This is a genomic window from Pseudomonas sp. B21-009, from assembly GCF_024749345.1.
Lineage (GTDB): Bacteria > Pseudomonadota > Gammaproteobacteria > Pseudomonadales > Pseudomonadaceae > Aquipseudomonas.
The window spans coordinates 1,522,330-1,545,347 of the sequence record NZ_CP087199.1 but is presented as its reverse complement, the minus strand read 5'-3'; the positions used below and the strand labels follow the sequence as shown (position 1 = coordinate 1,545,347).

The 23,018-nt window shown below is 63.6% G+C and carries 21 protein-coding genes and 2 pseudogenes; 11 read left to right on the top strand and 12 right to left on the bottom strand.

What is annotated here, in order from left to right:
* The first annotated feature begins 29 nt into the window (after positions 1-29).
* Positions 30-2,177 carry a type I secretion system permease/ATPase gene (locus tag LOY34_RS07140; RefSeq protein ID WP_371128686.1) on the top strand — a complete coding sequence of 716 codons (2,148 nt, stop codon included), beginning with the start codon at positions 30-32 and terminating at the stop codon, positions 2,175-2,177.
* A 10-nt stretch (positions 2,178-2,187) separates the two neighbouring features.
* Positions 2,188-3,543 (top strand): HlyD family type I secretion periplasmic adaptor subunit, encoded by a 1,356-nt coding sequence (locus LOY34_RS07135; protein ID WP_045193388.1) that lies wholly within the window; start codon positions 2,188-2,190, stop codon positions 3,541-3,543.
* Between the two features lie 15 nt (positions 3,544-3,558).
* Here the strand turns inward: LOY34_RS07135 and LOY34_RS07130 are convergent, their stop codons facing one another.
* The 4 genes and pseudogenes from LOY34_RS07130 to LOY34_RS07120 form a co-directional block, all read right to left on the bottom strand.
* Complete coding sequence (locus LOY34_RS07130) at positions 3,559-4,158, bottom strand: tRNA-uridine aminocarboxypropyltransferase (RefSeq protein WP_195883330.1); 600 nt, start codon at positions 4,156-4,158, stop codon at positions 3,559-3,561.
* A 78-nt stretch (positions 4,159-4,236) separates the two neighbouring features.
* Positions 4,237-5,211: pseudogene (locus LOY34_RS27480) on the bottom strand (methyl-accepting chemotaxis protein); the annotation flags it as partial.
* Between the two features lie 279 nt (positions 5,212-5,490).
* Positions 5,491-5,796, bottom strand: a pseudogene (locus LOY34_RS27475) (PAS domain-containing protein); the annotation flags it as partial.
* Between the two features lie 141 nt (positions 5,797-5,937).
* The gene (locus tag LOY34_RS07120) at positions 5,938-6,831 is read right to left on the bottom strand and encodes a LysR family transcriptional regulator (protein ID WP_045193391.1); all 894 of its coding nucleotides are present in this window, start codon (positions 6,829-6,831) and stop codon (positions 5,938-5,940) included.
* Positions 6,832-7,053: 222 nt separating this feature from the next.
* On the opposite strand from LOY34_RS07120, the gene speB reads away from it, so the two are divergent.
* Both speB and LOY34_RS07110 read left to right on the top strand, forming a co-directional pair.
* Complete coding sequence (gene speB / locus LOY34_RS07115; protein ID WP_045193392.1) at positions 7,054-8,004, top strand: agmatinase; 951 nt, start codon at positions 7,054-7,056, stop codon at positions 8,002-8,004.
* Positions 8,005-8,149: 145 nt separating this feature from the next.
* Positions 8,150-9,529: a sodium:solute symporter gene (locus tag LOY34_RS07110; protein WP_093385872.1), complete on the top strand. Its 1,380-nt coding sequence runs from the start codon at positions 8,150-8,152 to the stop codon at positions 9,527-9,529.
* A 54-nt stretch (positions 9,530-9,583) separates the two neighbouring features.
* Here LOY34_RS07110 and LOY34_RS07105 read toward each other — a convergent pair whose 3' ends face one another.
* Both LOY34_RS07105 and ptrR read right to left on the bottom strand, forming a co-directional pair.
* Entirely contained in the window at positions 9,584-9,709 is a 126-nt protein-coding gene (locus tag LOY34_RS07105; RefSeq protein WP_010223057.1) for a PA1414 family protein, read from the bottom strand.
* Between the two features lie 124 nt (positions 9,710-9,833).
* Positions 9,834-10,748, bottom strand: coding sequence for a putrescine utilization regulator PtrR (gene ptrR, locus LOY34_RS07100; RefSeq protein ID WP_258664466.1), 915 nt, complete (start codon positions 10,746-10,748; stop codon positions 9,834-9,836).
* Between the two features lie 106 nt (positions 10,749-10,854).
* Between ptrR and LOY34_RS07095 the strand changes: the two genes are divergently transcribed.
* The gene (locus LOY34_RS07095; RefSeq protein WP_195883329.1) at positions 10,855-12,036 is read left to right on the top strand and encodes an MFS transporter; all 1,182 of its coding nucleotides are present in this window, start codon (positions 10,855-10,857) and stop codon (positions 12,034-12,036) included.
* Here LOY34_RS07095 and LOY34_RS07090 read toward each other — a convergent pair.
* Together LOY34_RS07090 and LOY34_RS07085 are read right to left on the bottom strand one after the other, a co-directional pair.
* Positions 11,987-12,913 carry a DMT family transporter gene (locus tag LOY34_RS07090; RefSeq protein ID WP_045193396.1) on the bottom strand — a complete coding sequence of 309 codons (927 nt, stop codon included), beginning with the start codon at positions 12,911-12,913 and terminating at the stop codon, positions 11,987-11,989. The genes LOY34_RS07095 and LOY34_RS07090 overlap by 50 nt on opposite strands.
* A gap of 109 nt (positions 12,914-13,022) precedes the next feature.
* Positions 13,023-13,415, bottom strand: coding sequence for a transcriptional regulator (locus LOY34_RS07085; RefSeq protein WP_093385881.1), 393 nt, complete (start codon positions 13,413-13,415; stop codon positions 13,023-13,025).
* A gap of 126 nt (positions 13,416-13,541) precedes the next feature.
* On the opposite strand from LOY34_RS07085, the gene LOY34_RS07080 reads away from it, so the two are divergent.
* Complete coding sequence (locus LOY34_RS07080; RefSeq protein ID WP_045193398.1) at positions 13,542-13,811, top strand: hypothetical protein; 270 nt, start codon at positions 13,542-13,544, stop codon at positions 13,809-13,811.
* 96 nt (positions 13,812-13,907) lie between these two features.
* Here LOY34_RS07080 and LOY34_RS07075 read toward each other — a convergent pair whose 3' ends face one another.
* On the bottom strand, positions 13,908-15,233 hold the full coding sequence (locus LOY34_RS07075; RefSeq protein WP_045193399.1) for a DEAD/DEAH box helicase: 1,326 nt from the start codon (positions 15,231-15,233) through the stop codon (positions 13,908-13,910).
* 144 nt (positions 15,234-15,377) lie between these two features.
* Between LOY34_RS07075 and LOY34_RS07070 the strand changes: the two genes are divergently transcribed.
* A complete protein-coding gene (locus LOY34_RS07070) occupies positions 15,378-16,679 on the top strand; it encodes a mechanosensitive ion channel family protein (RefSeq protein WP_195883328.1) in 1,302 nt (433 codons plus the stop codon).
* Here LOY34_RS07070 and LOY34_RS07065 read toward each other — a convergent pair.
* From LOY34_RS07065 to LOY34_RS07055, 3 genes are all read right to left on the bottom strand, one after another.
* Positions 16,620-17,498: a carboxylate/amino acid/amine transporter gene (locus LOY34_RS07065; protein ID WP_045193401.1), complete on the bottom strand. Its 879-nt coding sequence runs from the start codon at positions 17,496-17,498 to the stop codon at positions 16,620-16,622. The two genes, LOY34_RS07070 and LOY34_RS07065, sit on opposite strands and share 60 nt — an antisense overlap.
* A 178-nt stretch (positions 17,499-17,676) precedes the next feature.
* A complete protein-coding gene (locus tag LOY34_RS07060) occupies positions 17,677-18,276 on the bottom strand; it encodes an FMN-dependent NADH-azoreductase (RefSeq protein ID WP_045193402.1) in 600 nt (199 codons plus the stop codon).
* Positions 18,277-18,385: 109 nt separating this feature from the next.
* Entirely contained in the window at positions 18,386-18,700 is a 315-nt protein-coding gene (locus tag LOY34_RS07055; protein WP_045193403.1) for a hypothetical protein, read from the bottom strand.
* A 49-nt stretch (positions 18,701-18,749) separates the two neighbouring features.
* Here LOY34_RS07055 and LOY34_RS07050 point away from each other — a divergent pair, with 49 nt between their 5' ends.
* The 4 genes from LOY34_RS07050 to LOY34_RS07035 all read left to right on the top strand — a co-directional run bounded on the left by LOY34_RS07050 (position 18,750) and on the right by LOY34_RS07035 (position 22,948).
* Positions 18,750-19,673 carry a LysR family transcriptional regulator gene (locus LOY34_RS07050; protein ID WP_045193404.1) on the top strand — a complete coding sequence of 308 codons (924 nt, stop codon included), beginning with the start codon at positions 18,750-18,752 and terminating at the stop codon, positions 19,671-19,673.
* 14 nt (positions 19,674-19,687) lie between these two features.
* Positions 19,688-20,500 (top strand): alpha/beta fold hydrolase, encoded by an 813-nt coding sequence (locus tag LOY34_RS07045; protein ID WP_093386004.1) that lies wholly within the window; start codon positions 19,688-19,690, stop codon positions 20,498-20,500.
* Positions 20,494-21,051: a peptidylprolyl isomerase gene (locus tag LOY34_RS07040; protein WP_195883327.1), complete on the top strand. Its 558-nt coding sequence runs from the start codon at positions 20,494-20,496 to the stop codon at positions 21,049-21,051. The genes LOY34_RS07045 and LOY34_RS07040 overlap by 7 nt, the downstream gene beginning before the upstream one ends.
* Before the next feature lie 64 nt (positions 21,052-21,115).
* Positions 21,116-22,948: an ABC transporter ATP-binding protein gene (locus LOY34_RS07035; protein ID WP_195883326.1), complete on the top strand. Its 1,833-nt coding sequence runs from the start codon at positions 21,116-21,118 to the stop codon at positions 22,946-22,948.
* The last annotated feature ends 70 nt before the right edge of the window (positions 22,949-23,018 follow it).

Genomic DNA, 23,018 nt, shown 5'->3' with positions numbered 1-23,018 from the left:
TGCGGCAGGAGTAGGCGACTGTGACCAGCATGCAACCTGCGAGCTCGGCAATAGATCCGCGCCAGAGTTTCGATGACCCGCTACTCGATGGCTTGCTGATCCTTTGCAAGCTGCATGGTTGCACTGTCAGTCGCGCCGGCCTGAGTGCCGGCCTGCCGCTGCCCGAGCAACGCCTGAGCCTTGAACTGCTGCCCCGGGCAGCGGCACGGGCCGGTTTGCAGGCGCGGATCCTGCGGCGTGAGCTGGGAGCGATCTCGGCGCTCAACCTGCCGGTGCTGTTGCTGCTCAAGGACGGCCGCTGCGCGGTGCTGCGGCGTTGGGGCGATGACGGCCGGGCGCTGATCCTGCCCTGTGAAGCCGAAGGCGGCGAGCAGTGGGTCAGCCGCGAAGAACTGCTGCAAGCCTACGCCGGCGAGGCGCTGTTCGCCCGCCCCCGCCATGAACTCGAAGACCTGCGTGCGCCGTTGATGCCACGGGTCAACGCCTGGTTTCGCGACACCCTCAAACTCTCACGCTGGCTCTACAGCGACGCCATTCTCGCCAGCCTGCTGATCAACCTGCTGGGGCTGATGGTGCCCCTGTTCGTCATGCAGACCTACGACCGCGTGGTGCCCAATCAGGCTACCTCGACGCTGTGGGTACTGAGCGCCGGCCTGCTGATCGGCACCCTGTTCGAATTGACCCTGCGCGTGGTCCGCGCCCACCTGCTCGACCAGGCCGGGAAAAAGACCGACCTGATTCTTTCCGCCACCCTGTTCGAACGCATCACCGGCATGTCGATGAAAGCCCGGCCGGCCACGGTTGGCGGCTTTGCCCAGAGCATTCATGACTTCCAGGGCCTGCGTGAATTCCTTACCGCCGTGACCCTGACCAGCATTATCGACCTGCCCTTCGTGGTGCTGATGCTGGCGGTGATCGGCCTGCTCGGTGGCTGGCTGGTGGTGATCCCGCTGATTGCCTTCCCGGTGACCATTTTCTTTGCCCTGTTCATCCAGGTGCGGCTGCGCGATACCGTGCAAAAAAGCCTGGCCCTGGGCGCGGTGCGCCAGGCGCTGCTGATCGAAACCCTGGGCGGCCTGGAAACCCTCAAGGCCTGCAGCGCCGAAAGCGAGCGCCAGTATCAGTGGGAAAGCACCCACGGCGCCCTCACCCGCCTCGACGCCCACGCCCGCAACCTGTCGGCGCTGGCCACCAACGGCACGCTGTTCATCCAGCAGTTCTGCGGCATGGCCACCATCGTTGCCGGGGTCTACAGCATCATTGCCGGCAACCTCAGCGTCGGCGCCCTGGTTGCCAGCTACATGCTCGGCAGCCGGGTGCTGGCACCGCTCGGGCAAATCGCCGGGCTGATCACCCGCTACCAGCAGGCACAGCTGACCATGCGCAGCACCGACGCGCTGATGGCCCTGCCGCAGGAGCGCCAGGCCGGCCAGCAACCGTTGGAGCGCACCCAGTTGCACGGCGGCCTCGACGTCAGCCATGTGAGCTTTCGCTACCACGGCCAGAACGCTGCCGCCCTCAATGACATCAGCTTCAGCGTCAAGCCGGGCGAACGCATCGGCATCATCGGCCGCAGCGGCTCGGGCAAGAGCACCCTGGCGCGCCTGTTGATGGGGTTCTATGCCCCGGACGAAGGGCAGATCCTGCTCGACAACCTCGACCTGCGCCAACTGGACATCGCCGACCTGCGCCACCAACTGGGCTACGTCGCTCATGACCTGCCGCTGCTGGCCGGCAGCCTGCGCGACAACCTGACCCTCGGCGCGCGCTATGTGAGCGATGCGCGCATGCTTGAAGTGGCCGAGCTGACCGGCGTCAGCGAGCTGGCCCGCCAGCACCCGCAAGGCTTCGACCGCCCGGTCGGCGAGCGCGGCCAGTTGCTCTCTGGCGGCCAGCGCCAGGCCGTGCTGCTGGCCAGGGCGATGTTGCTCGAACCGCCGATCATGATCCTCGACGAACCCACCAGCCACATGGACAACAGCAGCGAAGACCAGCTGCGCCAGCGCCTGCATGGCTGGGTGCAGGGCAAAACCCTGCTGCTGGTCACCCACCGCACCTCGATGCTCAGCCTGGTCGACCGGCTGCTGGTACTGGACAACGGCAAGATCGTTGCCGACGGGCCGAAGGAAGCGGTCATCGATGCACTGCGCAAAGGCCGCGTTGGCGCGGCACTCTAGGGGGTCATTCATGTCCGTAAGCCAAGGCCTGCGCAGCTACTTCCAGAGTTTCGGCAAGACCGCCGAACGCGAGTTCATGCCCGATGTGGCCGGCGCCACCCTGCAGGACTCGCCGCGTCTGTCGCGGATCACCGTGTGGCTGGCCGCGGGGCTGTTGCTGGTGGCGCTGCTGTGGGCCAAGTTCGCCGTGCTCGATGAAGTGACCATGGGCGAAGGCAAGGCCATTCCGTCGAGCAAGGTCCAGGTGATCCAGAACCTTGAAGGCGGCATCGTCACCGAGATCTTCGTCCGTGAAGGGCAGATGGTGAACAAGGGCGACACCTTGCTGCGCCTGGACGACACGCGTTTTCTCTCCAACAAGGGCGAGAGCGAAGCCGACCGCTTTGCCCTCACCGCCCAGGTCGAGCGCCTTGCCGCCGAAGCCGAAGGCCGGCCGTTCCAGCTCTCCGAAGAAGTGCGCAGCAAGGCGCCACAAGTGGCTGAAGACGAACTCTCGCTGTACCAGTCGCGCCAGCGCCGGCTAAGCAGCGAAAAGCAGACCCTCAACGAGCAACTGCGGCAAAAAACCCAGGAACTGGCCGAATTTCGCTCCAAGGTCGAGCAGTACCGCTCGGCCCTGGCGCTGCTGCAGCAGGAGCTGAACATGTCGACGCCGCTGGTCGGCACCGGGGCGATCTCACCGGTGGAAATCCTGCGCCTCAAGCGCAGCGCCGTTGAAGCCCGCGGCTCGCTCAACGCCACCAGCCTGGCAATCCCGCGCGCCGAAGCGGCGGTGGCCGAGATCAAGAGCAAGATCGAAGAGTCCGAAGCCGGGTTTCGCTCAGAGGCGGCCAAGGAGCTCAACGAAAAACGCACCGATCTGTCGAAGATCACCGCCTCAAGCATTGCCATCGATGACCGGGTAACCCGCACCACCGTGGTTTCGCCGGTGCACGGGATCATCAAGCTGCTCAAGGTCAACACCATCGGCGGCGTGGTCCAGCCCGGCAGTGACCTGCTGGAAATCGTGCCGCTGGAAGACAACCTGCTGATCGAGGCCAAGGTGCGCCCGCAAGATGTCGCCTTCCTGCACCCCGGGCAGTCGGCGATGGTCAAGTTCAGCGCCTACGACTACACCATCTACGGCGGCCTGAAGGCCAAGCTCGAACTGATCAGCGCCGACACCGTCACCGACGACAAGGGCAACGCCTTTTACCTGATCCAGGTGCGCACCGACAAGAACCACCTGGGTGGTGATAACAAACCGCTTTTGATCATCCCCGGCATGACTGCCACGGTGGATATCATCACCGGCCACAAGAGCGTGCTCGATTACCTGCTCAAGCCGGTGCTCAAGGCACGTACCGAAGCCATGCGCGAACGCTGAGGCGCTCGCAGTGGCTCAACGCAGATGATTGCGCTCGTAGGTCTCGCGCCCCATCGCCGCAATCTGCCCCTCGATCAGCGTCTCGAACGGCTTCAACAACGCATCGAAATTCTCCGGCGCCTCCAGCACGTTGAGCGCCTGCACCAGTGCCTCCAAAGTCGATAACGCCCCCGCCTGCGGCGCTTTGCGCAGGCGATAGCGCGAAGGCAGGACCTGGGCCAGGGTTACCCGCGGCAACGTGCCAAGCAACGGGTTCACATGCAGCAACTTGCTCGCCTTGCGCCAGGTACCATCAGGCACCACCAGCTGCCACGGTCGCTGATCCTCGCCGTCGGCATAGGCCACCAGCGGCTGCGCCGCATCGCCCGGAAACAGCAAGGCACTGCGGTACCCCGGTGCTTGCAGCAGCTCAGGCAGGTTCTCAAACACTTCGCCCACGTGCAATTGCGCATTGCGCAAGCCAAGCGCCGCCAGCTTGGCGGTATTGAGCGCATGGCGCACTTCACTGGGATGCTGCAGCAACAGCACGCGGGTACGGCTGTCGAGGGAAGGGATTAGCGGACAAAGGCAATGGGCTTGTGGGCGCAGGCAGCGCTCGCAGTGGATTCTGGACATCGGGTTCTCCTGAGCGGGCAAAGTGTGCCACAGCAGCCCCGAAAAAAGCCCACTTCCCTGTGGGAGAGACGAAAAGCTTCAGCGGTTGAAACGTTCGGCCAGGCTGTACAAGTAATCGGCCATGCGTTCGAGGTCCTGGCTGATCTCGGCGCCCTGCTTGGCCTGCCCGGCGCTGTGATCGCAGAGCTGGGCAATGCGGGTGATCTGCTGGTTGATGTCCTCGGCGACATGACTCTGCTGTTCCGAGGCTGTGGCCATCTGCTGGCTCATGCCGGTGATGCGGCTGACCGCCTGGGTGATGCCCACCAGCGCCGACTGCACCGCCTCGACGCTGTGCACGCTGTCGCGGGAGATCTGCTCGCCCTTGCTGGCACTGGACACCGCCCGCTCGGCGCCGGCGCGCAACGAGGCGATAATCTGGTGGATCTCCTCGGTCGAGGTACGGGTACGCTGGGCCAGCGAGCGCACCTCGTCGGCGACCACGGCAAAGCCCCGGCCCTGCTCGCCGGCCCGCGCCGCCTCGATCGCCGCGTTGAGCGCCAGCAGGTTGGTCTGCTCGGCAATCGAGGTGATGACATCGACCACGCTGCCGATCGACTGGGTCTGGTCGGCCAGGGCATTGACCGCCTGGCCGATGTCGCTGACCGCCTCGGCCATGCTGCCCATGGCGCGCAGGCTTTGCTGCGCCAGGTCACTGCCCTGCTGGGCCAGGTGATCGGCATCGGAGGCGGCCGTAGCGGTGTTCTGCACGTTGTGCGTCACTTCCTGGATGGTCGCTGCCATTTGCGCAATCGCTGTGGCCGACTGATCGGTTTCGCTGCGTTGCTTGTCGAGCATCTGCGCCTGGGCCCCCGACAGGTCGGAGGATTGCGCGGCGCGCGTCTTGACCCCGACACCGGCATCCACCAGGCGCGTCAGGGCCGTTTGCAAGCGGGCTTCTTCACTGATGATCGCCAGGTCCAGCTGGCCCTGCAGGCCGCTGTTGTCACTGTAGGTCAGGGCCACCAGAGGGCTGGTGAAGGCTTTCGGGTGTTCGCCCAGGGTGCGGCGGATTACCCGGTTCTGCCGCGCCTCGATCAGGTACCAGGCGCTGAGCAGGCTGGCCATCAGCACACCCAGGGCGGCGTACTGGGGCAGCCACAAATAGCTGATCACAGACAAAATACCAGCGCCGACCAAGGGCCAGCCGTGTTCCACTGTCGCGCCCAGTCGAGCCGCCAGCGGCACCGGGCTGCGCCCCTGGCGCAACCGTGCATACAACGCCGTGGCCCGGCGGATCTGCTCGCGGGTCGGCACCGAGCGCACCGACTCGTAGCCGCTGATCCGGCCGTTTTCGTAAATCGCCGTAACGTAAGCGCTGACCCAGTAGAAGTCGCCGTTTTTGGCGCGGTTCTTCACCACGCCCATCCAGGGTTTGCCCTGTTTGATGGTTTCCCACATATGCCCGAACACCGCGGGGGGCATGTCCGGATGACGCACCAGGTTGTGCGGCTGATCGAGCAATTCCTCGTAGGTAAAACCGCTGATGGCGACAAAGGCGTCGTTGCAATAGGTGATGCGGCTGTTGAGGTCGGTGGTGGAAATCAGCCGCTGTTCGCTCGGAAAGGTTCTTTCATGCTCAGTGACGGGCAAATTCATGCGCATCTGGGCGATCCCTGCAAAGGAGAGATGGGAAATTTCATCAAGCCAATACAGGTTTAGCAGAGCAATTACGGGGTCGCGGCCGATTTTTTCAGGATTTTTTGCAACCGCGACTAAATTTTTCAGGGGCCGTTTCGTTCAGGCTGGAGTGAGTTGCGCCTTGAGTAGATCGCGAAAGGTCTGGATCAAGGGTTCGCGGCTGCGGCCACGGCGAATGATCATGGAGAACGGCGCCTGATAGCCGAAGGTCGCCGGCGATAGCACCCGCAAATCGCCCTTGTCAGCCCAGGCCTGGGCATAGTGTTCCGGCAGGTAGCCGATATAGGCGCCGGACAACACCAGGATCAGTTGCGCCTCCATGCTCTCCACCGTTGCCGCGCTGTGCTTGAAGCCGTGGCGGGCAAGCTCAGCCTGGCTCCAGTAACCGCGACCGACCATGCGCTGCTGGGTAATCACCTGCTCGGGAATGCGCCGCTCGTTGAACAGCGGGTGGCGGTTGCTGCAATACAGCCAATGTTGCTCGCGGTACAACGGCTGATACACCAGCCCGCTCATGCGCGTGGAAAAGGCGCCGATGGCCAGGTCCAGGCGGTTGTCCTGCACCCCCAGTTGCAGCTCGTAGGGGCTCGACACCGACAGGTGCAAGTGCACCGCGGGGTGCTCCTGGCTGTAGGCACCGATAGCTTCAGCCAAAGGCAAGGCCCGATCGCCGACGGTGGAGTCGATCACCCCAAGGTTGAGGGTACCGCGCAATTCCCCCTTGAGCGCCGCCGCGTATTGCTCGAAACCGTCCATTTCTGCCAGCAGGCGCAAGGTCTCCTGGTGGAACAGTTCACCCTTGCTGGTCAGGCTGAAACCGCCACGGCCGCGATGGCAAAGGACGATGCCGAGGGCCGCCTCGAGCTGGCTCATGTAGGTACTGATGGCCGAGGTCGACAGGTTCAGCTCGCGCTGGGCGTTGGCAAACCCCTGGTGGCGCACGATGCTGACGAAGATGCGCAGGAGTTTCAGGTCGGGCAAGGCAGAGGCCATGTGATCGCGGTCCGCAGGGCTACAGATGGCCGGATTCTAACCGCAATACCGGCATTAGTTCAGAAAAACCTGAACTAAGTATTTGCCTGTAGCGATTCTTTTCATCCACTACCTTTTGCAGACTCTGCCGCAATGCACCTGCTTGCCGGCATTTCAGGGGTTGCCCCGAGCCAGCCAGACAGGTTCCAACAACTAGAACAATCGAATCGATGAGGCCCGACCGTGGACAAGATTCTGCACCAACCACTGGGCGGCAACGAAATGCCGCGCTTCGGCGGCATCGCCACCATGCTCCGTCTCCCTCACCTGCAAAGCGCCGAAGGCCTGGATGCTGCGTTCATCGGCATCCCCCTGGACATCGGCACCTCGCTGCGCTCCGGCACCCGCTTCGGCCCACGGCAGATCCGCGCCGAATCGGTGATGATCCGCCCGTACAACATGGCCACTGGCGCTGCGCCCTTCGATTCGTTGTCGGTTGCCGATATCGGCGACGTGGCGATCAACACCTTCAACCTGCTCGACGCCGTACGGATCATTGAAGAAGCCTACGACGAGATCCTCGAACACAACGTCATCCCCATGACCATGGGCGGCGACCACACCATCACCCTGCCGATCCTGCGTGCTATCCACAAGAAGCACGGCAAGGTCGGGCTGGTGCACATCGATGCCCACGCCGACGTCAACGATCACATGTTCGGCGAGAAGATCGCCCACGGCACCACCTTCCGCCGCGCCGTCGAAGAAGGCCTGCTGGACTGCGACCGCGTGGTGCAGATCGGCCTGCGCGCCCAGGGCTATACCGCCGAAGACTTCAACTGGAGCCGCAAGCAGGGCTTCCGTGTGGTCCAGGCCGAAGAGTGCTGGCACAAGTCGCTGGAGCCGTTGATGGCCGAAGTGCGCGAGAAAGTCGGTGGCGGCCCGGTGTACCTGAGCTTCGACATCGACGGTATCGACCCGGCCTGGGCACCGGGCACCGGCACCCCGGAAATCGGCGGCCTGACCACCATCCAGGCGATGGAAATCATCCGTGGTTGCCAGGGCCTGGACCTGATCGGCTGCGACCTGGTGGAAGTCTCGCCACCTTACGACACCACCGGCAACACCTCGCTGCTCGGTGCCAACCTGCTGTACGAAATGCTCTGTGCACTGCCGGGCGTGGTTCGCCGCTAACGGTAGTACACCAGGAGTTGCAACAGGGCAGGAGCCATGACAGTCGGGCCGCAACGACGGCCCACTGAGTAGACGAATGACCCGGCGCCAGGCTTGCCTGGCGCCGGGGTCGATCTCACCATAATAAAGATAATTGGAGACACCCATGGCCTTGGACATATTCGTTGTTCTGATTTATGCCGCCGGCATGCTCGCGCTCGGCTGGTTCGGCATGCGCCGGGCAAAAACCCATGAAGATTACCTGGTGGCCGGGCGCAACCTGGGCCCTAGCCTGTACATGGGCACCATGGCCGCCACGGTACTGGGCGGCGCGTCGACCGTCGGCACCGTACGCCTGGGCTATGTCCACGGGATTTCCGGCTTCTGGCTGTGCGCCGCGCTGGGCCTGGGCATCATCGCCCTGAACCTGTTCCTGGCCAAGCCGCTGCTGCGTCTGAAGATCTTCACCGTTACCCAGGTGCTGGAAAAACGCTACAACCCCATGGCCCGCCAGGCCAGTGCGGTGATCATGCTTGCCTACGCGCTGATGATCGCGGTGACCTCGACCCTGGCCATCGGCACCGTTTTGCAAGTGCTGTTCGACCTGCCGTTCTGGGGCGCGATCCTGCTCGGTGGTGGCGTGGTGGTGGTGTACTCGACCATCGGCGGCATGTGGTCGCTGACCCTGACCGACATCGTCCAGTTCGTGATCAAGACCGTCGGCCTGATGTTCGTCCTGCTGCCCATCTGCCTGTACAAGGTCGGTGGCTGGGATCAACTGGTGGCCAAGCTGCCGGCCAGCAACTTCAGCCTGACCACCATCGGCTGGGACACCATCATCACCTACTTCCTGATCTACTTCTTCGGCATCCTGATCGGCCAGGACATCTGGCAACGGGTGTTCACCGCCCGTGACGAGAAAGTCGCCAAGTACGCAGGCACCACTGCTGGCGTGTACTGCGTGATCTACGGCCTGGTGTGCGCACTGATCGGCATGGCCGCGCATGTCCTCCTGCCGGATCTGGACAACGCCAACAACGCCTTCGCCGCGATCGTCAAATCCACCCTGCCTGACGGTATCCGTGGCCTGGTGATTGCCGCTGCGCTGGCAGCGATGATGTCCACCGCCAGTGCTGGCCTGCTGGCCGCCTCCACGGTCCTGACCGAAGACCTGCTGCCGAAACTGCGCGGCGGCAAGCAGTCGAGCCTGGGCATCAACCGCCTGTTCACCCTGCTGACCGGTATTGCCGTACTGGGTATCGCCCTGGTGGTAACCGATGTGATCAGCGCCCTGACCCTGGCCTACAACCTGCTGGTGGGCGGCATGCTGATTCCGCTGATCGGCGCCATCTACTGGAAACGCGCCACCACTGCGGCGGCGATCACCAGCATGACCCTGGGCTTCGTCACCGCCCTGGCGTTCATGATCATAGATGGGATGGATGCCAACACGCCGATCTACTACAGCCTGGCGATCGGCCTGGTGAGCTTTGTGGTAGTCAGCCTGATGTCGCGCCGCCCGGTAGGCGCCGTCAACCTGGCCTGATAGACAGGTGCACCACGGCCGTCGCATCAGCAATGATGCGGCGGCCGATGTGTTTTAGCGACGTGGCTGGCGCTTGCGCTGTTCTTCGTCGGTAGGGATCGGCACCGGCTGCAGCGGTGGCGGGATCAGGCCCAGGGCAGCGGCCAGGTCGTGGAGCCAGTTGAACAGATGGTTTCTCATAACTCCCCCTTACGGGTCAGCCTGCACGGCGAATAAATCCTGCGATGCTTCATACAGATCATAGTCCCAAGTATTGCAATGCGCATGTCTGTGCAACATGACTTGAGGGCAAGTTTGATCTCAATCAAGCCTCCTGCGCCATCTGCGCTGCCTGGGTAACTGTTTCCCCTTGTTGCAAATCGATCCAGGCGCTCAAATTCGCCCCGCGCATGCCCTTGCGCCACATCAGCCAGGTGGTGGCCTGATCGAACGGCGCCTGCAGGCGATGCACCGCCACCCGTTCGCGGCCCGGCAGGCTGTCGAGCATCGACTGCGCCATCAACGCAACCCCAGCCCCGGCTATCACACAGGCGAGCATGCTCGGGTACGACTCGATTTCCATGACCCGGCCCATGGCCGCGTGATCGTGGGCATACCAGGCCTCCAGGCGCATCCGGTACGAACAGCCTTGACGAAAGGTGAACACCGCCCGCCCGGCGACATCGCGGGCACTGCGCACCGGCCCATGGCCGGGTTCGGTGATCAGCACCAGGGTTTCGTCGCACAGCGGCACGCCGTCGAGCCCGGCCAGGGCCAGCGGCCCGTCGACCAGGGCCAGCGGCCCGTCGACCAGGGCGGCATCCAGGCGGCCGCTGAGCAAGCCTTCGAGCAACTCGCCGCTGGGCGCCGCCTGCACCTGCAGGTTCACCGCCGGGTAAGCGCTGTGGTAACGGGCCAGCAAGTCGGGCAAATGAATGGCCGCAGTGCTGTACATCGAGCCCAGCACGAACTCCCCGGCCGGCTGCCCGCCCTGCACGGCGGCAAAGGCCTCATCGTGCAGGGCGAGCATGCGCCCGGCGTAATCGAGCAGCACCTTGCCCGCCGGCGACAGCTGCAAGCGCTGGCGCTCGCGGCGAAACAGCTCAACGCCCAGTTGCTCTTCGAGCTGGCGCAGGCGCGTCGACAGGTTCGACGGCACCCGGTGCAGGCGCTCGGCGGCGCGGGTCACCGAGCCCTCCTCGGCCACCGCCTGGAAAATCCGCAATTGGCTGAGCTCCACGATCCATTCTCCAAAACAGAACAAGTTACTCATCATTATTCAATTTTATTGAAAGTCAACCGGCTTTAGCCTGACGGTCATTCACGCTTGTGCAGGAATTGCCGCCATGTCGCCAGTTATTCGCCTTCTCGCCTGTGCCGTTGCCCTGATGATGGCCATGGGCATCGGCCGCTTCGCCCTCACTCCACAGCTGCCGCACCTGATCAGCGAAGGGCAGGTCAGCCTGACCGCCGCCGGCCTGATCGCCGCCGCCAACTACCTGGGCTATCTGCTCGGCGCCCTGGACGCCATGTTCGCCCGCCGCCCGCGCCAGGTCAGCGCTCGCCTGCACGGCGGTCTGTGGCTGTGCGTCGTGCTGACCCTGGCGTCGTTCTCGGCCAGCGGCTTCTGGGCTCACCTGCTGCTGCGCTTTGGCACCGGCGTGGCCAGCGCCTGGGTGCTGGTGATGCTCACCAGCCTCAGCCAGCAGGTGGCAGCGGCCAGCAATCGGCCACGGCTCGGCGCCCTGGTGTTTGCCGGGCCCGGGGTGGGAATTTTTTTAACCGGAATGCTGGCGCTGACCGCCAACCTCAACGGACTGGGCTCGGCGCCGCTGTGGTTGATCTATGCCGCCGTTGCCCTGTTGATGCTGCTGATCGTGCTGCCAGCGCTGCCACGCCCGCAGACGCTAGCGCCTACTGTCAGCGGGGCGCGCGTCCAGCCAGCCGGGCAAGGAATTGCCCGCCTGGGCCTGGTGTATGCGCTGTACGGTATTGGCTACATCATCCCCGCGACCTTCATGTCGCAGATGGCCAGTGCGCGCTTTCACGGGCAGTGGCTGGCCGACCTGTTCTGGCCCGGTTTTGGTCTGGCGGCGGCGCTGGGCGTGGTGCTGGTCAGCCTGCGCCGCCCGGGCATGGGCAGCACCTCAAGCTGGCTGATCGCGACCCTGTGGCTGCAGGCCGCCGGCGTGTTCGCCTGCCTGCTGGGCAACGGCCCGGGCCTGGCGCTGGGGGTAATCCTCTGTGGCGGCCCGTTCTTGGCCTGCATGCAACTGGTAATGCAACGCTCGCGGGAGCTGGCACCGCACGCCAGCCAGCGCAATGCCGGGCTGTTGACCGCCTGTTTTGCCCTGGGCCAGCTCAGTGGACCGCTGCTGGCGGCGCTGAGCAATCAGTTCGCCGGCAGCCTGCAGGCAGCGCTGCTGATCGCCGCCAGCGGCCTGGTGCTCGCCGGCCTGCTGCTGTTGCGCCCGCAGGCTAGCCGAGCAGGCTGCGCAGGCGCCGGCGCACCCACTGTTCAGCGCTGACCAGGGTCACCCCGAGCAGCACCATGATCGCGCCGAGGACGAAATTCAGGCTCAACGGCTCGCCCAGCAACAGCACGCCGAAAGTCACCCCGAATAACGGCGTAATGAACGAGAACACCGCCAGGTTCGAGGCCAGATAGCGGCGCAGCAGCCAGAACCAGGTCAGGTAGCTGAAAAACGACACGATCAGGCCCTGAAACAGCAGGCTGCCGATCGACAGCGGGGTGAACTGCACCTGGGTAACCTGGCCACTGGCGACAGCGATCAACAGCAGGCCGACAAAACCGACCGCCAGTTGATAGAACAGCGTCAGGGTCGCTGGCGCCTCCGACAGCCGCGAAGCGCGCACCACCACGGTGGTTGCGCCCCAGGCCAGGCCCGCCAGCACCCCGAAGGCATCACCGAGCAGCATTTGTGCGTCCAGATGCTCAAGGGAAACGCCACCGGCAAAGGCAAAGGCAATACCGCCAAAGGCCAGCAGGATGCCCAGCCACTGCAAGGGCCGCAGCCGCTCGCTGGGCAGCATGAAATGCAAGCCCAGGGCGGTAAACACCGGTGCGGTGTAGAGGAATACCGACATGTGCGCCGCCGAGGTCAGCTTCAGGCCTTCGGCGATGAACAGAAACTCCAGGCCAAACAGGGAACCGGCCAGTAGCCCGCCGCGCCAGGTGCTGGAGACCTGGTCCCAGCCGCCACGAAAACACATCAGCAGGCCGACCAGCAATGCCGCCATCCCCGAGCGCATGGCTTGCTGCATCACCGGGGCAATATCCGGTGCGGCCCACTTGATCATCACCTGCTGGATGCCCCAGATCAAGCACAGCACCAGCATCACTTGCAGGGCAAAGGCATCGGTATTGCGGCGGCTGGCGCTCATCGGGCGCCCCCGGTTTCTGGCAGCAACATGGCAGGCTCTCGGCAGAAGTGGATCCAGCGCCGATTATCAGCGGCGGCGGCCGCTCAATGCCAGCCTTGTGTTACCTGCTTCAGGCAATCTGCGCCTTGGAGGCCAAATGATCGAAAGTCGCCTCGTCCAGTGCATCCTCCTGTTCATCCAGCACCTGGCGCGGGTGATCGTTGCCCGGAATGCTGCTGTCCAGCAGGCTCAGCAGCCGCGAGCCCCGCTCGGTAAGGATGAAGTTCTCGCCGTTGCCGCCCTCGTCTTCCGGGCGTGAGGCAAAGTAACCGCGCTCGAACAGCAGCTTTTCATACTCACATGCCAGGGTTTTCAGATGATCGAGATCGCCAGGGGCTGCACCTTCGGCCGCCAGCTGGGCCGCATGCTGCTCGGCGTAAGGCCTGGGGGTAAAACTGTGGCCGGCGCTGTTCTGCGCTTCGTGCAACAGGCGTTCGATCAGGTCCCAGTCGTAGGTGGTCATCGGCATAGCCTCAATCAGGGGTAGGTAAGATTGTGACCGGTGTACGCGGCTGCGGTTCGACTGAACTTTCGCCGCCCGGCCAGGCTCAACCGCAAGACTTCACCTTGATTGCCCGGGAGCCTGCCGATGAAAACCCTGTTGAACATTGCCGCTGCCGCCAGCCTGCTGCTGGCCCTGCCCGGCTGGGCGTGCACGCTGGAAGAAGCGACGGCCAAGCGCGAAGAACTGGCCAAGGAAGTGAGCAAGCTCACCGAGCAGAACCCGCAGAAGGCCAAGGAGATCAACGACGAGCTGCAGAAGATGGAGCTGGGCACGGCCAGCAAGGACTTGCCGGACAAGTGCCAACTGATCGACAAGCGGATGCAGGAATTGAAGACCGCTGAGAAAAAGACTTGAAATCGGGGTGAAACAATCGCGGGTCAAGTCGGGTCGCCGCACCGCCGCTCCCACAAGGGCTGCAAAGAACCTGTGGGAGGGCTATGAAGCCGGCGCTTACTCCGCAGCCGGCGCCGGCTTGCGGCGCTTGAGCGGTGCCAGGCCGTCGGCGCTGGCCAGCGGCGCGTTAGGCTTTGGCTTGGCTGTTGGCTTGCGCTTGGCCACGACCTTCTTGTCGCCCTTTTTATCGGTCTTTTTCTTTTTCACACCGGCCGCCTTGCCCGAGGCCTTGACCTTCTTCGGCCCGGTGTAGGTGCCTTTGACTTCCTTGATGACCCGGCGCTCGAAGGTCTGCTTCAGGTAGCGCTCGATGCTCGACATCAGGTTCCAGTCGCCGTGACAGATCAACGACACCGCCAGGCCCTCGTTACCGGCACGGCCGGTACGGCCGATGCGGTGCACGTATTCGTCGCCGCTGCGCGGCATGTCGAAGTTGATCACCAGGTCCAGGCCATCGACGTCCAGGCCGCGGGCGGCAACGTCAGTAGCCACGAGGATCTTGGCGCCGCCCTGCTTCAGGCGCTCGATGGCCAGCTTGCGATCTTTCTGGTCCTTGTCGCCGTGCAGGACGAAAGCCTTGTAGTCCTTGGCCACCAGGTGACCGTAGATGCGGTCGGCCATCACCCGGGTATTGGTGAAGATGATCGCCTTGTCGTAGGTCTCGTTCTCCAGCAGCCACTGCACGATCTGTTCTTTGTGCTGGTTGTGGTCCGCGGTGATGATCTGCTGGCGGGTGCCTTCGGCCAGTTGGCTGACGCTGTTGAGCATCAGGTGCTCAGGGGTTTTCAGCACCTTGCCGATCATGTCGCGCAGGCCGGCGCCGCCGGTGGTGGCGGAGAACAGCATGGTCTGTTCGCGGTTCGGGCACTCATTGCACAGGCGCTCGACGTCTTCGGCAAAGCCCATGTCGAGCATGCGGTCGGCTTCATCGAGCACGATCACCTGGACATGCTCCAGGTGCAGGTTGCCGGCATTGAGCTGCTCGAGCAGGCGGCCCGGGGTGCCGATCAGCACGTCCGGCACCTTGCGCAGCATGGCGGCCTGCTCCTTGAAGTCTTCGCCACCAGTGATCAGCCCGGCCTTGATGAAAGTGAACTGGGAGAAGCGCTCGACTTCCTTGAGGGTCTGCTGCGCCAGCTCGCGGGTCGGCAGCAGCACCAGGGCACGAATCTCGACGCGCTTCTGCTTGAGGTCAACCAGGCGGTTGAGCATTGGCAGGACGAAGGCTGCGGTCTTGCCGCTACCGGTTTGCGCCGTCACCCGCAGGTCACGCCCTTGCAACGCCAAAGGGATGGCCGCTGCCTGCACCGGCGTCGGCTCGACAAATTTCAGCTCGGCCACGGCTTTGAGCAGGCGTTCGTGCAGGGCGAATTGGGAAAACACGGGTGTACCTCGGGCATGTGCAAAAAATTCAGTTGCATAGGGTAACGTTTTCCGGCGTCGGAGCCGAATTTCTTTTGGCAACTTCTTGCCGATCCGCGCTCTAATGGCCTTGTTTTCGACTTGCGGACCCTTTACGACACCGTTATGGACATTCAACAGCTGTGGCAAAACACCCTGGACCTCTGGGGCACCCTCGATCAACACCCGCTACTGCACGCCGGTATCGGCCTGGGCGTATTGCTGGTGATCGCCCTGCTGCTCGGCCGCGTGGCGCGCTTTCTGGTGCTGCACGCCGCCCGTCTGCTTGGCCGCCAGCCAGCCCTGCACTGGGTCAATGACCTGCGCGAGAATAAGGTGTTCCAGCGCCTGGCCCAGACCACCCCGTCACTGGTGGTGCAATTTGGCCTCAAACTGGTGCCGGAGCTGAGCGCCACCAGCCAGCACTTTCTCGGCAACCTCGCCCTGGCCTTCACCATCCTGTTCCTGACCCTGGCCCTGAGCGCCCTGCTCGACGCCCTGCTGGACATCTACGCGCGCACCGAGCACGCCCGCACCCGCTCGATCAAGGGTTACGTGCAACTGGCGAAGATGGTCCTGTTCGTGTTCGGCGCCATCGTTATCGTCGCCACCCTGATCGACCGCTCGCCGCTATTGCTGCTCTCGGGTCTGGGTGCCATGTCGGCGGTCATCCTGCTGGTCTACAAGGACACCCTGTTGTCGTTCGTCGCCAGCGTACAGCTGACCAGTAACGACATGCTGCGGGTCGGCGACTGGATCGAGATGCCCCAGGTCGGCGCCGACGGCGATGTGGTCGACATCACCCTGCACACGGTCAAGGTGCAGAACTTCGACAAGACCATCGTCTCCATCCCCACCTGGCGCTTGATGTCCGAGTCGTTCAAGAACTGGCGCGGCATGCAGCAGTCGGGCGGGCGACGGATCAAGCGCAGCCTGTTCATCGATGCTGGCGGCGTGCGCTTCCTGCGCTCCGATGAGGAGCAGCGCCTGAGCGAAGTACGTCTGCTGACCGACTACATTGCCCGCAAGCGCAGTGAGCTCAGAGCCTGGAACGAGGCCCAGGGCAATGTCGCCGAACTGTCCGCCAACCGTCGCCGGATGACCAACATCGGCACCTTCCGTGCCTATGCCCTGGCCTACCTGAAGAGCCACCCGGAGATCCAGCCGAACATGACCTGCATGGTCCGCCAGATGCAGACCACCGCCCAGGGCGTGCCACTGGAAATCTACTGCTTCACGCGCACCACGGCGTGGGCCGACTACGAGCGGATCCAGGGCGACATCTTCGACTACTTGCTGGCGGTGATGCCGGAGTTCGGCCTGAGCCTGTACCAGCAACCCAGCGGCAATGACCTGCGCGCCGGCCTGTTACCCTCGCCCCTGCCCAGCCAGCAGCGGGCGCTGAGTGCCGAGACGACTGAGCCATAGCGACGCGAGGATCACCGCCCCGCCGATGAACAACCGGCCGAGCGGCTCGTGCTGGTTCCAGATCAGCAAATTGAGCAGCAAACCGACCGGCACGTGCAGGTTGTTCATCACCGCCAGGGTGCCGCCTGAAACCAGGCAGGCACCCTTGTTCCACCAGTACAAGCCCAGTGCCGTCGGGCACAGCCCCAAAAACAGCAGCACCAGCCATTGCACCTCGGTGCTCGGCAGGTGCTGGCTGTTGCCGAACAGCAAAAAGGCCGGTAGCACCACCAGCAAGGCGCCCAGGTAGAAGTAACCGAAACGCCGGTAATGCGGCAGGTCGCTGGGGTTGCGTGCGATCAGGTGACGGTACAGCACCTGCCCGGCGGCATAGGTGAAGTTGGCCAGTTGCAGCAGCAAAAAGCCGATGAAAAAGTCCGGGCTGATGCTGTCGAAGCGAATCACCGCCGCGCCGGCAACCGCCACCAACGCCGCCACCAACGCCCAGGGGTTGAAGCGCCGGTTCAGGGCATCTTCGATCAGGGTCACGTGCAAGGGCGTGAGAATGGTGAACAGCAGCACCTCCGGCACCGTCAGCACGCGGAAGCTCAGGTACAGGCAGACATAGGTGATGCCGTACTGCAGCGCACCGATCAGCAGCATCGAACGCATGAAGCGCGCTTCGACCTGGCGCCAGCGGGTCAGCGGCAGGAACACCAGGCCGGCCAGCAGCACCCGCGCCAGCACGGCGAAATAGCTGTCGACATGCCCGGCCAGGTACTCGCCGATCAGGCTGAAGGAAAACGCCTGGATCAGCGCGACGATCAATAAATAGCCCATGTTGGCCCCTTGCTGTGGAGGCGGCGACCTTAACGGTTAGCGGCTGACCCGGCAATAGTCGCTGGCAAGGCCGGCTAGCACGCCAAGCAGCATAAAAAAGCCCGGTCACGCGCAAGGCAGACCGGGCAGGTACACCCAAAGGAGCAACAGGTGTCAGGCGGGAAAATTCATTGCCGGCTTATGCCACGGCGGCGAGCTGCGCCTTGGCCTGGTTCAGGCCCTTCTCGTGGAAATCGCCGCCCATGTTCAGGCCTTCGGCGTGGATGAAGGTCACGTCATGGATACCGATGAAGGCCATGACCTGGCGCAGGTAAGGTTCCTGGTGATCGCTGCTGGCGCCGGCATGGATGCCGCCGCGAGCGGTAAGGATGTAGGCGCGCTTGCCGGTCAGCAGGCCCTGCGGGCCGGTTTCGGTGTACTTGAAGGTGATGCCGGCGCGCAGTACGTGGTCCAGCCAGGCCTTGAGGGTGCTGGGGATGGTGAAGTTGTACATCGGCGCGGCCAGCACCAGCACATCGGCGGCCAGCACTTCATCGGTCAGCTCGTTGGAGCGAGCCAGGGCCTCTAGCTCTTCGGCATTGCGCTGGGTTTCGGGCTTCATCCAGCCGCCGAGCAGGTTGCCATCCAGGTGCGGCACCGGGTTGACAGCCAGGTCGCGCAGGGTCACCTGGTCGGCCGGGTGGGCGGCTTGCCACTGGCTGACGAAGTCGCGGGTCAGTTGCCGGGAGATCGAGTCCTGCTGGCGGGCGCTGCTTTCGATGACGAGTACACGGGACATGGGGCTTGCCTCCATCGGCGAGTTCGGTAAGTCGATGGAGGCAAGATTAATGATTGACCTATCGATAAAAAAGCGTAAAAACTGGGTCCAACCTATCAGTTAAATTGTTTTATTTCGGCTTGCAGTCCAAGGTGATGCGCAGCTTGATGATTTCCCGGTTGAACTTGGCAGTGGCATCGACGCTTTTTTTCGCCGGCACATTCACCCGGCGTACCCGTGGCGCTTCCGGGCCATTGCGGAAAGTCACCTTGCACTGGGCATCGACGTCGCCATAGTTGTTGACGCTGATCGAACCGATGTCACGGTCGGTGTCGTAGGTGGTGTAGTCGACCTTGACGCCGTCGATGTCTTTTTTCACGTCGATGGGATAGGCCAGGGCCGTGAGCGGAAGCAGGGCCAGCAATACAGCACAACATTTCTTCATACGACGCTCTCCATGAAAGAGCGCCAGCTTAGGACAACAGGAGCCGAAGATGAAAGCGCCGCGCGTAACCCTGGATCAGTGGCGGACCCTGCAGGCGGTGGTCGATCACGGCGGTTTTGCCCAGGCCGCCGAGGCCCTGCACCGTTCGCAATCCTCGGTGAGCTATACCGTGGCGCGCATGCAGGACCAGCTCGGCGTACCGCTGCTGCGTATCGACGGGCGCAAGGCGGTGCTGACCGAGGCCGGCAACGTGCTGCTGCGCCGCTCGCGGCAACTGGTCAAGCAGGCCAGCCAGCTTGAAGACCTGGCCCATCACATGGAACAGGGCTGGGAAGCCGAAGTGCGCCTGGTGGTCGATGCCGCCTACCCCAATGCTCGCCTGGTCCGCGCCTTGAGCGCGTTCATGCCGCAAAGCCGTGGCTGCCGGGTGCGCCTGCGCGAAGAGGTGCTGTCCGGGGTCGAAGAGGTGCTGCATGAAGGCATTGCGGACCTTGCCATCAGCGGCTTCAACATTTCCGGCTACCTGGGCACCGAACTGAGTTCGGTCGAATTCGTCGCCGTCGCCCACCCCGAACACAGCCTGCACCGCTTGAACCGGGAACTGAGCTTCCAGGACCTGGAAAGCCAGCTGCAGGTGGTGATTCGCGATTCAGGCCGCGCCCAGCCACGCGATGTCGGCTGGCTGGGCGCCGAACAGCGCTGGACGGTCGGCAGCCTGGCCACCGCCGCCACCTTCGTCAGCAGCGGCCTGGGCTTTGCCTGGCTGCCGCGGCACCTGATCGAGCGCGAGCTGCGTGAAGGCCTGCTCAAGCCTTTACCACTGGATCAGGGTGGCAGTCGCCACCCACTGTTCTACCTTTACTCGAACAAGGACAAACCCCTGGGCCCGGCAACGCAGATCCTCGTCGAGTTGCTGCGCAATTTCGACACCGCACCGCTGGATGTGCCCTTCGCCGCGCCCGCCCAAGCCTGACAGGAATCACGCCGATGGCCTACTTCGAACATGAAGGTTGCTCGCTACACTACGAGGAATACGGCCAGGGCGAGCCGCTGGTGCTGTTGCATGGCCTGGGCTCCAGTTGCCAGGACTGGGAAATGCAGGTGCCGGAGCTGGCTCGCCACTACCGCGTGATCCTCATGGACATCCGTGGCCATGGCCGCTCCGACAAGCCACGCGAGCGCTATAGCATCGCCAGCTTCAGCGCCGACCTGCTGGCCCTGCTCGAGCGGTTGCAGACCGGCCCCGTGCACCTGGTCGGGCTGTCCATGGGCGGCATGGTCGGCTTTCAGTTTGCCGTCGATCATCCCCAGTGGCTGCGCAGCCTGTGCATCGTCAACAGCGCCCCGGAGGTCAAGCGCCGCAGCCGCAGCGACTGGATCTGGTGGGCCAAGCGCTGGGCCCTGGCCCGCGTGCTGAGCCTTGAAACCATCGGCAAGGGCCTGGCCGAGCGGTTGTTCCCCAAGCCGCAGCAGGCCGATTTACGCCGCAAGATGGCCGAGCGCTGGGCAAAGAACGACAAACGCGCCTACCTGGCCAGTTTCGACGCCATAGTCGGCTGGGGCGTGGCGCAACGCCTGGGGCAAATTCGCTGTCCTACCCTGGTCATCAGCGCCGACCAGGATTACACCCCGGTACAACTTAAAGAGCGCTACGTTGCGCTGATTCCACAGGCACGGCTGGCGGTTATCGAAGATTCCCGGCACGCTACACCCCTGGATCAACCTCACGTCTTCAATCAGACGCTGCTGCAGTTCCTGGCGGCGTCCACCACCTCTCAAGGATCATTGAGCCCATGCTGAAAAAACTCCTGCTCGCCACCTGCTCGGTCGTTTTCGCCACCAGCCTGATGGCTTCCGAAAAGACGCCCCACGTATTACTCGACACCAGCTTCGGCCAGGTCGAAGTGGAACTGAACGCGGAGAAGGCGCCGATCAGCACCAAGAATTTCCTGCAGTACGTGGACAGCGGCTTCTACAACAACACCATCTTCCACCGGGTGATCCCGGGCTTCATGGTCCAGGGCGGTGGATTCACCGAGCAGATGGTGCAAAAGCCCACCAAAGACCCGATCCGCAACGAAGCCAGCAATGGCCTGCAGAACGTCCGTGGCACGCTGTCGATGGCGCGCACCTCCGACCCGAACTCGGCCACCAGCCAGTTCTTCATCAACGTCGCCGACAATGCCTTCCTCGACCCGGGCCGCGACCGCGGTTACGCGGTGTTCGGCAAGGTCGTCAAAGGCATGGAAGTGGTCGACCAGATCGTCAACTCGCCCACCACAGTGAAAAAAGGCATGCGCGATGTGCCGGTCGACCCGGTATTCATCAAGTCGGCCAAACGCATCGACTGACCTTGGGCTTCACAGGGACGTGAACCAGGCCCGCGGGTCGAACTGAACAGGAGTTACCGTTTTCATGCTGTTTCGCCGCTTCGAAAAACTGATCGACATTTTCCGTGAGGCGCCCACTGCGGCGCCGCCGACCACGGTGTGGCCATTCTACGTGTACTACCTGCGCCAGGTCTGGCCGAGCTTTGCCGCCCTGTTGGTGGTCGGCCTGATCGGTGCGCTGATCGAAGTGGCGCTGTTCAGCTACCTGAGCCGGATCATCGACCTGGCCCAGGGCACGCCGAACGTCAACTTTTTCAGCGAGCACGGCGGCGAGCTGATGTGGATGCTGGTGGTGGCGCTGTTGCTGCGCCCGGTGTTCGTCGGCCTGCACGACCTGCTGGTGCACCAGACCATCAGCCCGGGCATGACCAGCATGATCCGCTGGCAGAACCACACCTACGTGCTCAAGCAGAGCCTGAACTTCTTCCAGAGCGATTTTGCCGGGCGCATCGCCCAGCGCATCATGCAGACCGGCAACTCGCTGCGCGACTCGGCGGTGCAGGCGGTGGACGCGCTGTGGCACGTGCTGATCTACGCGATCAGCTCGCTGGTGCTGTTTGCCGAGGCCGACTGGCGGCTGATGTTGCCGCTGATCACCTGGATCGCCTGCTACATCGGCGCGCTCTACTACTTCGTGCCACGGGTCAAGGCCCGTGCGGTGATCTCCTCCGATGCCCGCTCCAAGCTCATGGGCCGCATCGTCGATGGCTACACCAACATCGCCACCCTGAAACTCTTCGCCCATACCGACTTCGAGCAGCAGTACGCCCGCGAAGCGATCAGCGAACAAACCGAAAAAACCCAGCTGGCCGCCCGCGTGGTCACCAGCATGGACGTGGTCATCACCAGCCTCAACGGCCTGCTGATCGTCAGCACCACGGGCCTGGCCCTGTGGCTGTGGACCCAGTCGCTGATCACCGTCGGCGCCATCGCCCTGGCCACCGGCCTGGTGATCCGCATCGTCAACATGTCGGGCTGGATCATGTGGGTGGTCAACGGCATCTTCGAGAACATCGGCATGGTCCAGGACGGTCTGCAGACCATCGCCCAGCCGGTCAGCGTCAACGACTCGCCTAGCGCGCCCAAGCTCAAGGTCGAACGCGGCGGGGTCAAGTTCGACAACGTCAGCTTTCACTATGGCAAGGGCAGCCGCATCATCGATGGCCTCAACCTGGACATCCGCCCCGGCGAGAAGATCGGCCTGATCGGCCCGTCCGGCGCCGGCAAGTCGACCCTGGTCAACCTGCTGCTGCGCCTTTACGACCTGGAAAGCGGGCGCATCCTCATCGATGGCCAGGACATCGCCCAGGTGACCCAGGCCAGCCTGCGCGCACAAATCGGTATGATCACCCAGGACACCTCACTGCTGCACCGCTCGATCCGCGAAAACCTGCTCTATGGCCGGCCCGATGCCACTGAAGATGAGCTATGGGAAGCGGTGCGCCGGGCGCGGGCTGACGAGTTCATCCCGCAGCTGTCCGACGCTCAGGGCCGGACCGGCTTCGATGCCCATGTCGGTGAGCGCGGGGTCAAGCTTTCCGGCGGCCAGCGCCAGCGCATCGCCATAGCCCGGGTGCTGCTCAAGAATGCGCCGATCCTGATCATGGACGAAGCCACCTCAGCGCTGGACTCGGAAGTCGAAGCGGCAATCCAGGAAAGCCTGGAAACCCTGATGCAAGGCAAGACCGTGATTGCCATTGCCCACCGACTGTCGACCATTGCCCGCATGGACCGCCTGGTGGTGCTGGAAAAAGGCCGGATTGCCGAGATGGGCAGCCACTCGGAGTTGCTGGCGCATCAGGGCCTGTATGCGCGGTTGTGGCACCACCAGACCGGGGGGTTTGTCGGGATCGACTGACAGTAACCTCATCGCGGGTCAAGTCGAGGCGTCGCACCGCCGCTCCCACAGTGGGAGCGGCGGTGCGACG

What these genes read in the sequence shown, in the direction of transcription:
- LOY34_RS07140 (WP_371128686.1), top strand. Translation starts at nt 30, where the DNA reads ATGCAACCTGCGAGCTCGGCAATAGATCCGCGCCAGAGTTTCGATGAC.
- LOY34_RS07120 (WP_045193391.1), bottom strand. Translation starts at nt 6,831, where the DNA reads ATGGCCTCTGCCTTGCCCGACCTGAAACTCCTGCGCATCTTCGTCAGC.
- LOY34_RS07070 (WP_195883328.1), top strand. Translation starts at nt 15,378, where the DNA reads ATGGACATTCAACAGCTGTGGCAAAACACCCTGGACCTCTGGGGCACC.
- LOY34_RS07050 (WP_045193404.1), top strand. Translation starts at nt 18,750, where the DNA reads ATGAAAGCGCCGCGCGTAACCCTGGATCAGTGGCGGACCCTGCAGGCG.
- LOY34_RS07130 (WP_195883330.1), bottom strand. Translation starts at nt 4,158, where the DNA reads ATGTCCAGAATCCACTGCGAGCGCTGCCTGCGCCCACAAGCCCATTGC.
- LOY34_RS07060 (WP_045193402.1), bottom strand. Translation starts at nt 18,276, where the DNA reads ATGTCCCGTGTACTCGTCATCGAAAGCAGCGCCCGCCAGCAGGACTCG.
- LOY34_RS07110 (WP_093385872.1), top strand. Translation starts at nt 8,150, where the DNA reads ATGGCCTTGGACATATTCGTTGTTCTGATTTATGCCGCCGGCATGCTC.
- LOY34_RS07045 (WP_093386004.1), top strand. Translation starts at nt 19,688, where the DNA reads ATGGCCTACTTCGAACATGAAGGTTGCTCGCTACACTACGAGGAATAC.
- LOY34_RS07080 (WP_045193398.1), top strand. Translation starts at nt 13,542, where the DNA reads ATGAAAACCCTGTTGAACATTGCCGCTGCCGCCAGCCTGCTGCTGGCC.
- LOY34_RS07095 (WP_195883329.1), top strand. Translation starts at nt 10,855, where the DNA reads ATGTCGCCAGTTATTCGCCTTCTCGCCTGTGCCGTTGCCCTGATGATG.
- LOY34_RS07055 (WP_045193403.1), bottom strand. Translation starts at nt 18,700, where the DNA reads ATGAAGAAATGTTGTGCTGTATTGCTGGCCCTGCTTCCGCTCACGGCC.
- LOY34_RS07035 (WP_195883326.1), top strand. Translation starts at nt 21,116, where the DNA reads ATGCTGTTTCGCCGCTTCGAAAAACTGATCGACATTTTCCGTGAGGCG.
- LOY34_RS07135 (WP_045193388.1), top strand. Translation starts at nt 2,188, where the DNA reads ATGTCCGTAAGCCAAGGCCTGCGCAGCTACTTCCAGAGTTTCGGCAAG.
- LOY34_RS07065 (WP_045193401.1), bottom strand. Translation starts at nt 17,498, where the DNA reads ATGGGCTATTTATTGATCGTCGCGCTGATCCAGGCGTTTTCCTTCAGC.
- LOY34_RS07040 (WP_195883327.1), top strand. Translation starts at nt 20,494, where the DNA reads ATGCTGAAAAAACTCCTGCTCGCCACCTGCTCGGTCGTTTTCGCCACC.
- LOY34_RS07090 (WP_045193396.1), bottom strand. Translation starts at nt 12,913, where the DNA reads ATGAGCGCCAGCCGCCGCAATACCGATGCCTTTGCCCTGCAAGTGATG.
- LOY34_RS07105 (WP_010223057.1), bottom strand. Translation starts at nt 9,709, where the DNA reads ATGAGAAACCATCTGTTCAACTGGCTCCACGACCTGGCCGCTGCCCTG.
- LOY34_RS07085 (WP_093385881.1), bottom strand. Translation starts at nt 13,415, where the DNA reads ATGACCACCTACGACTGGGACCTGATCGAACGCCTGTTGCACGAAGCG.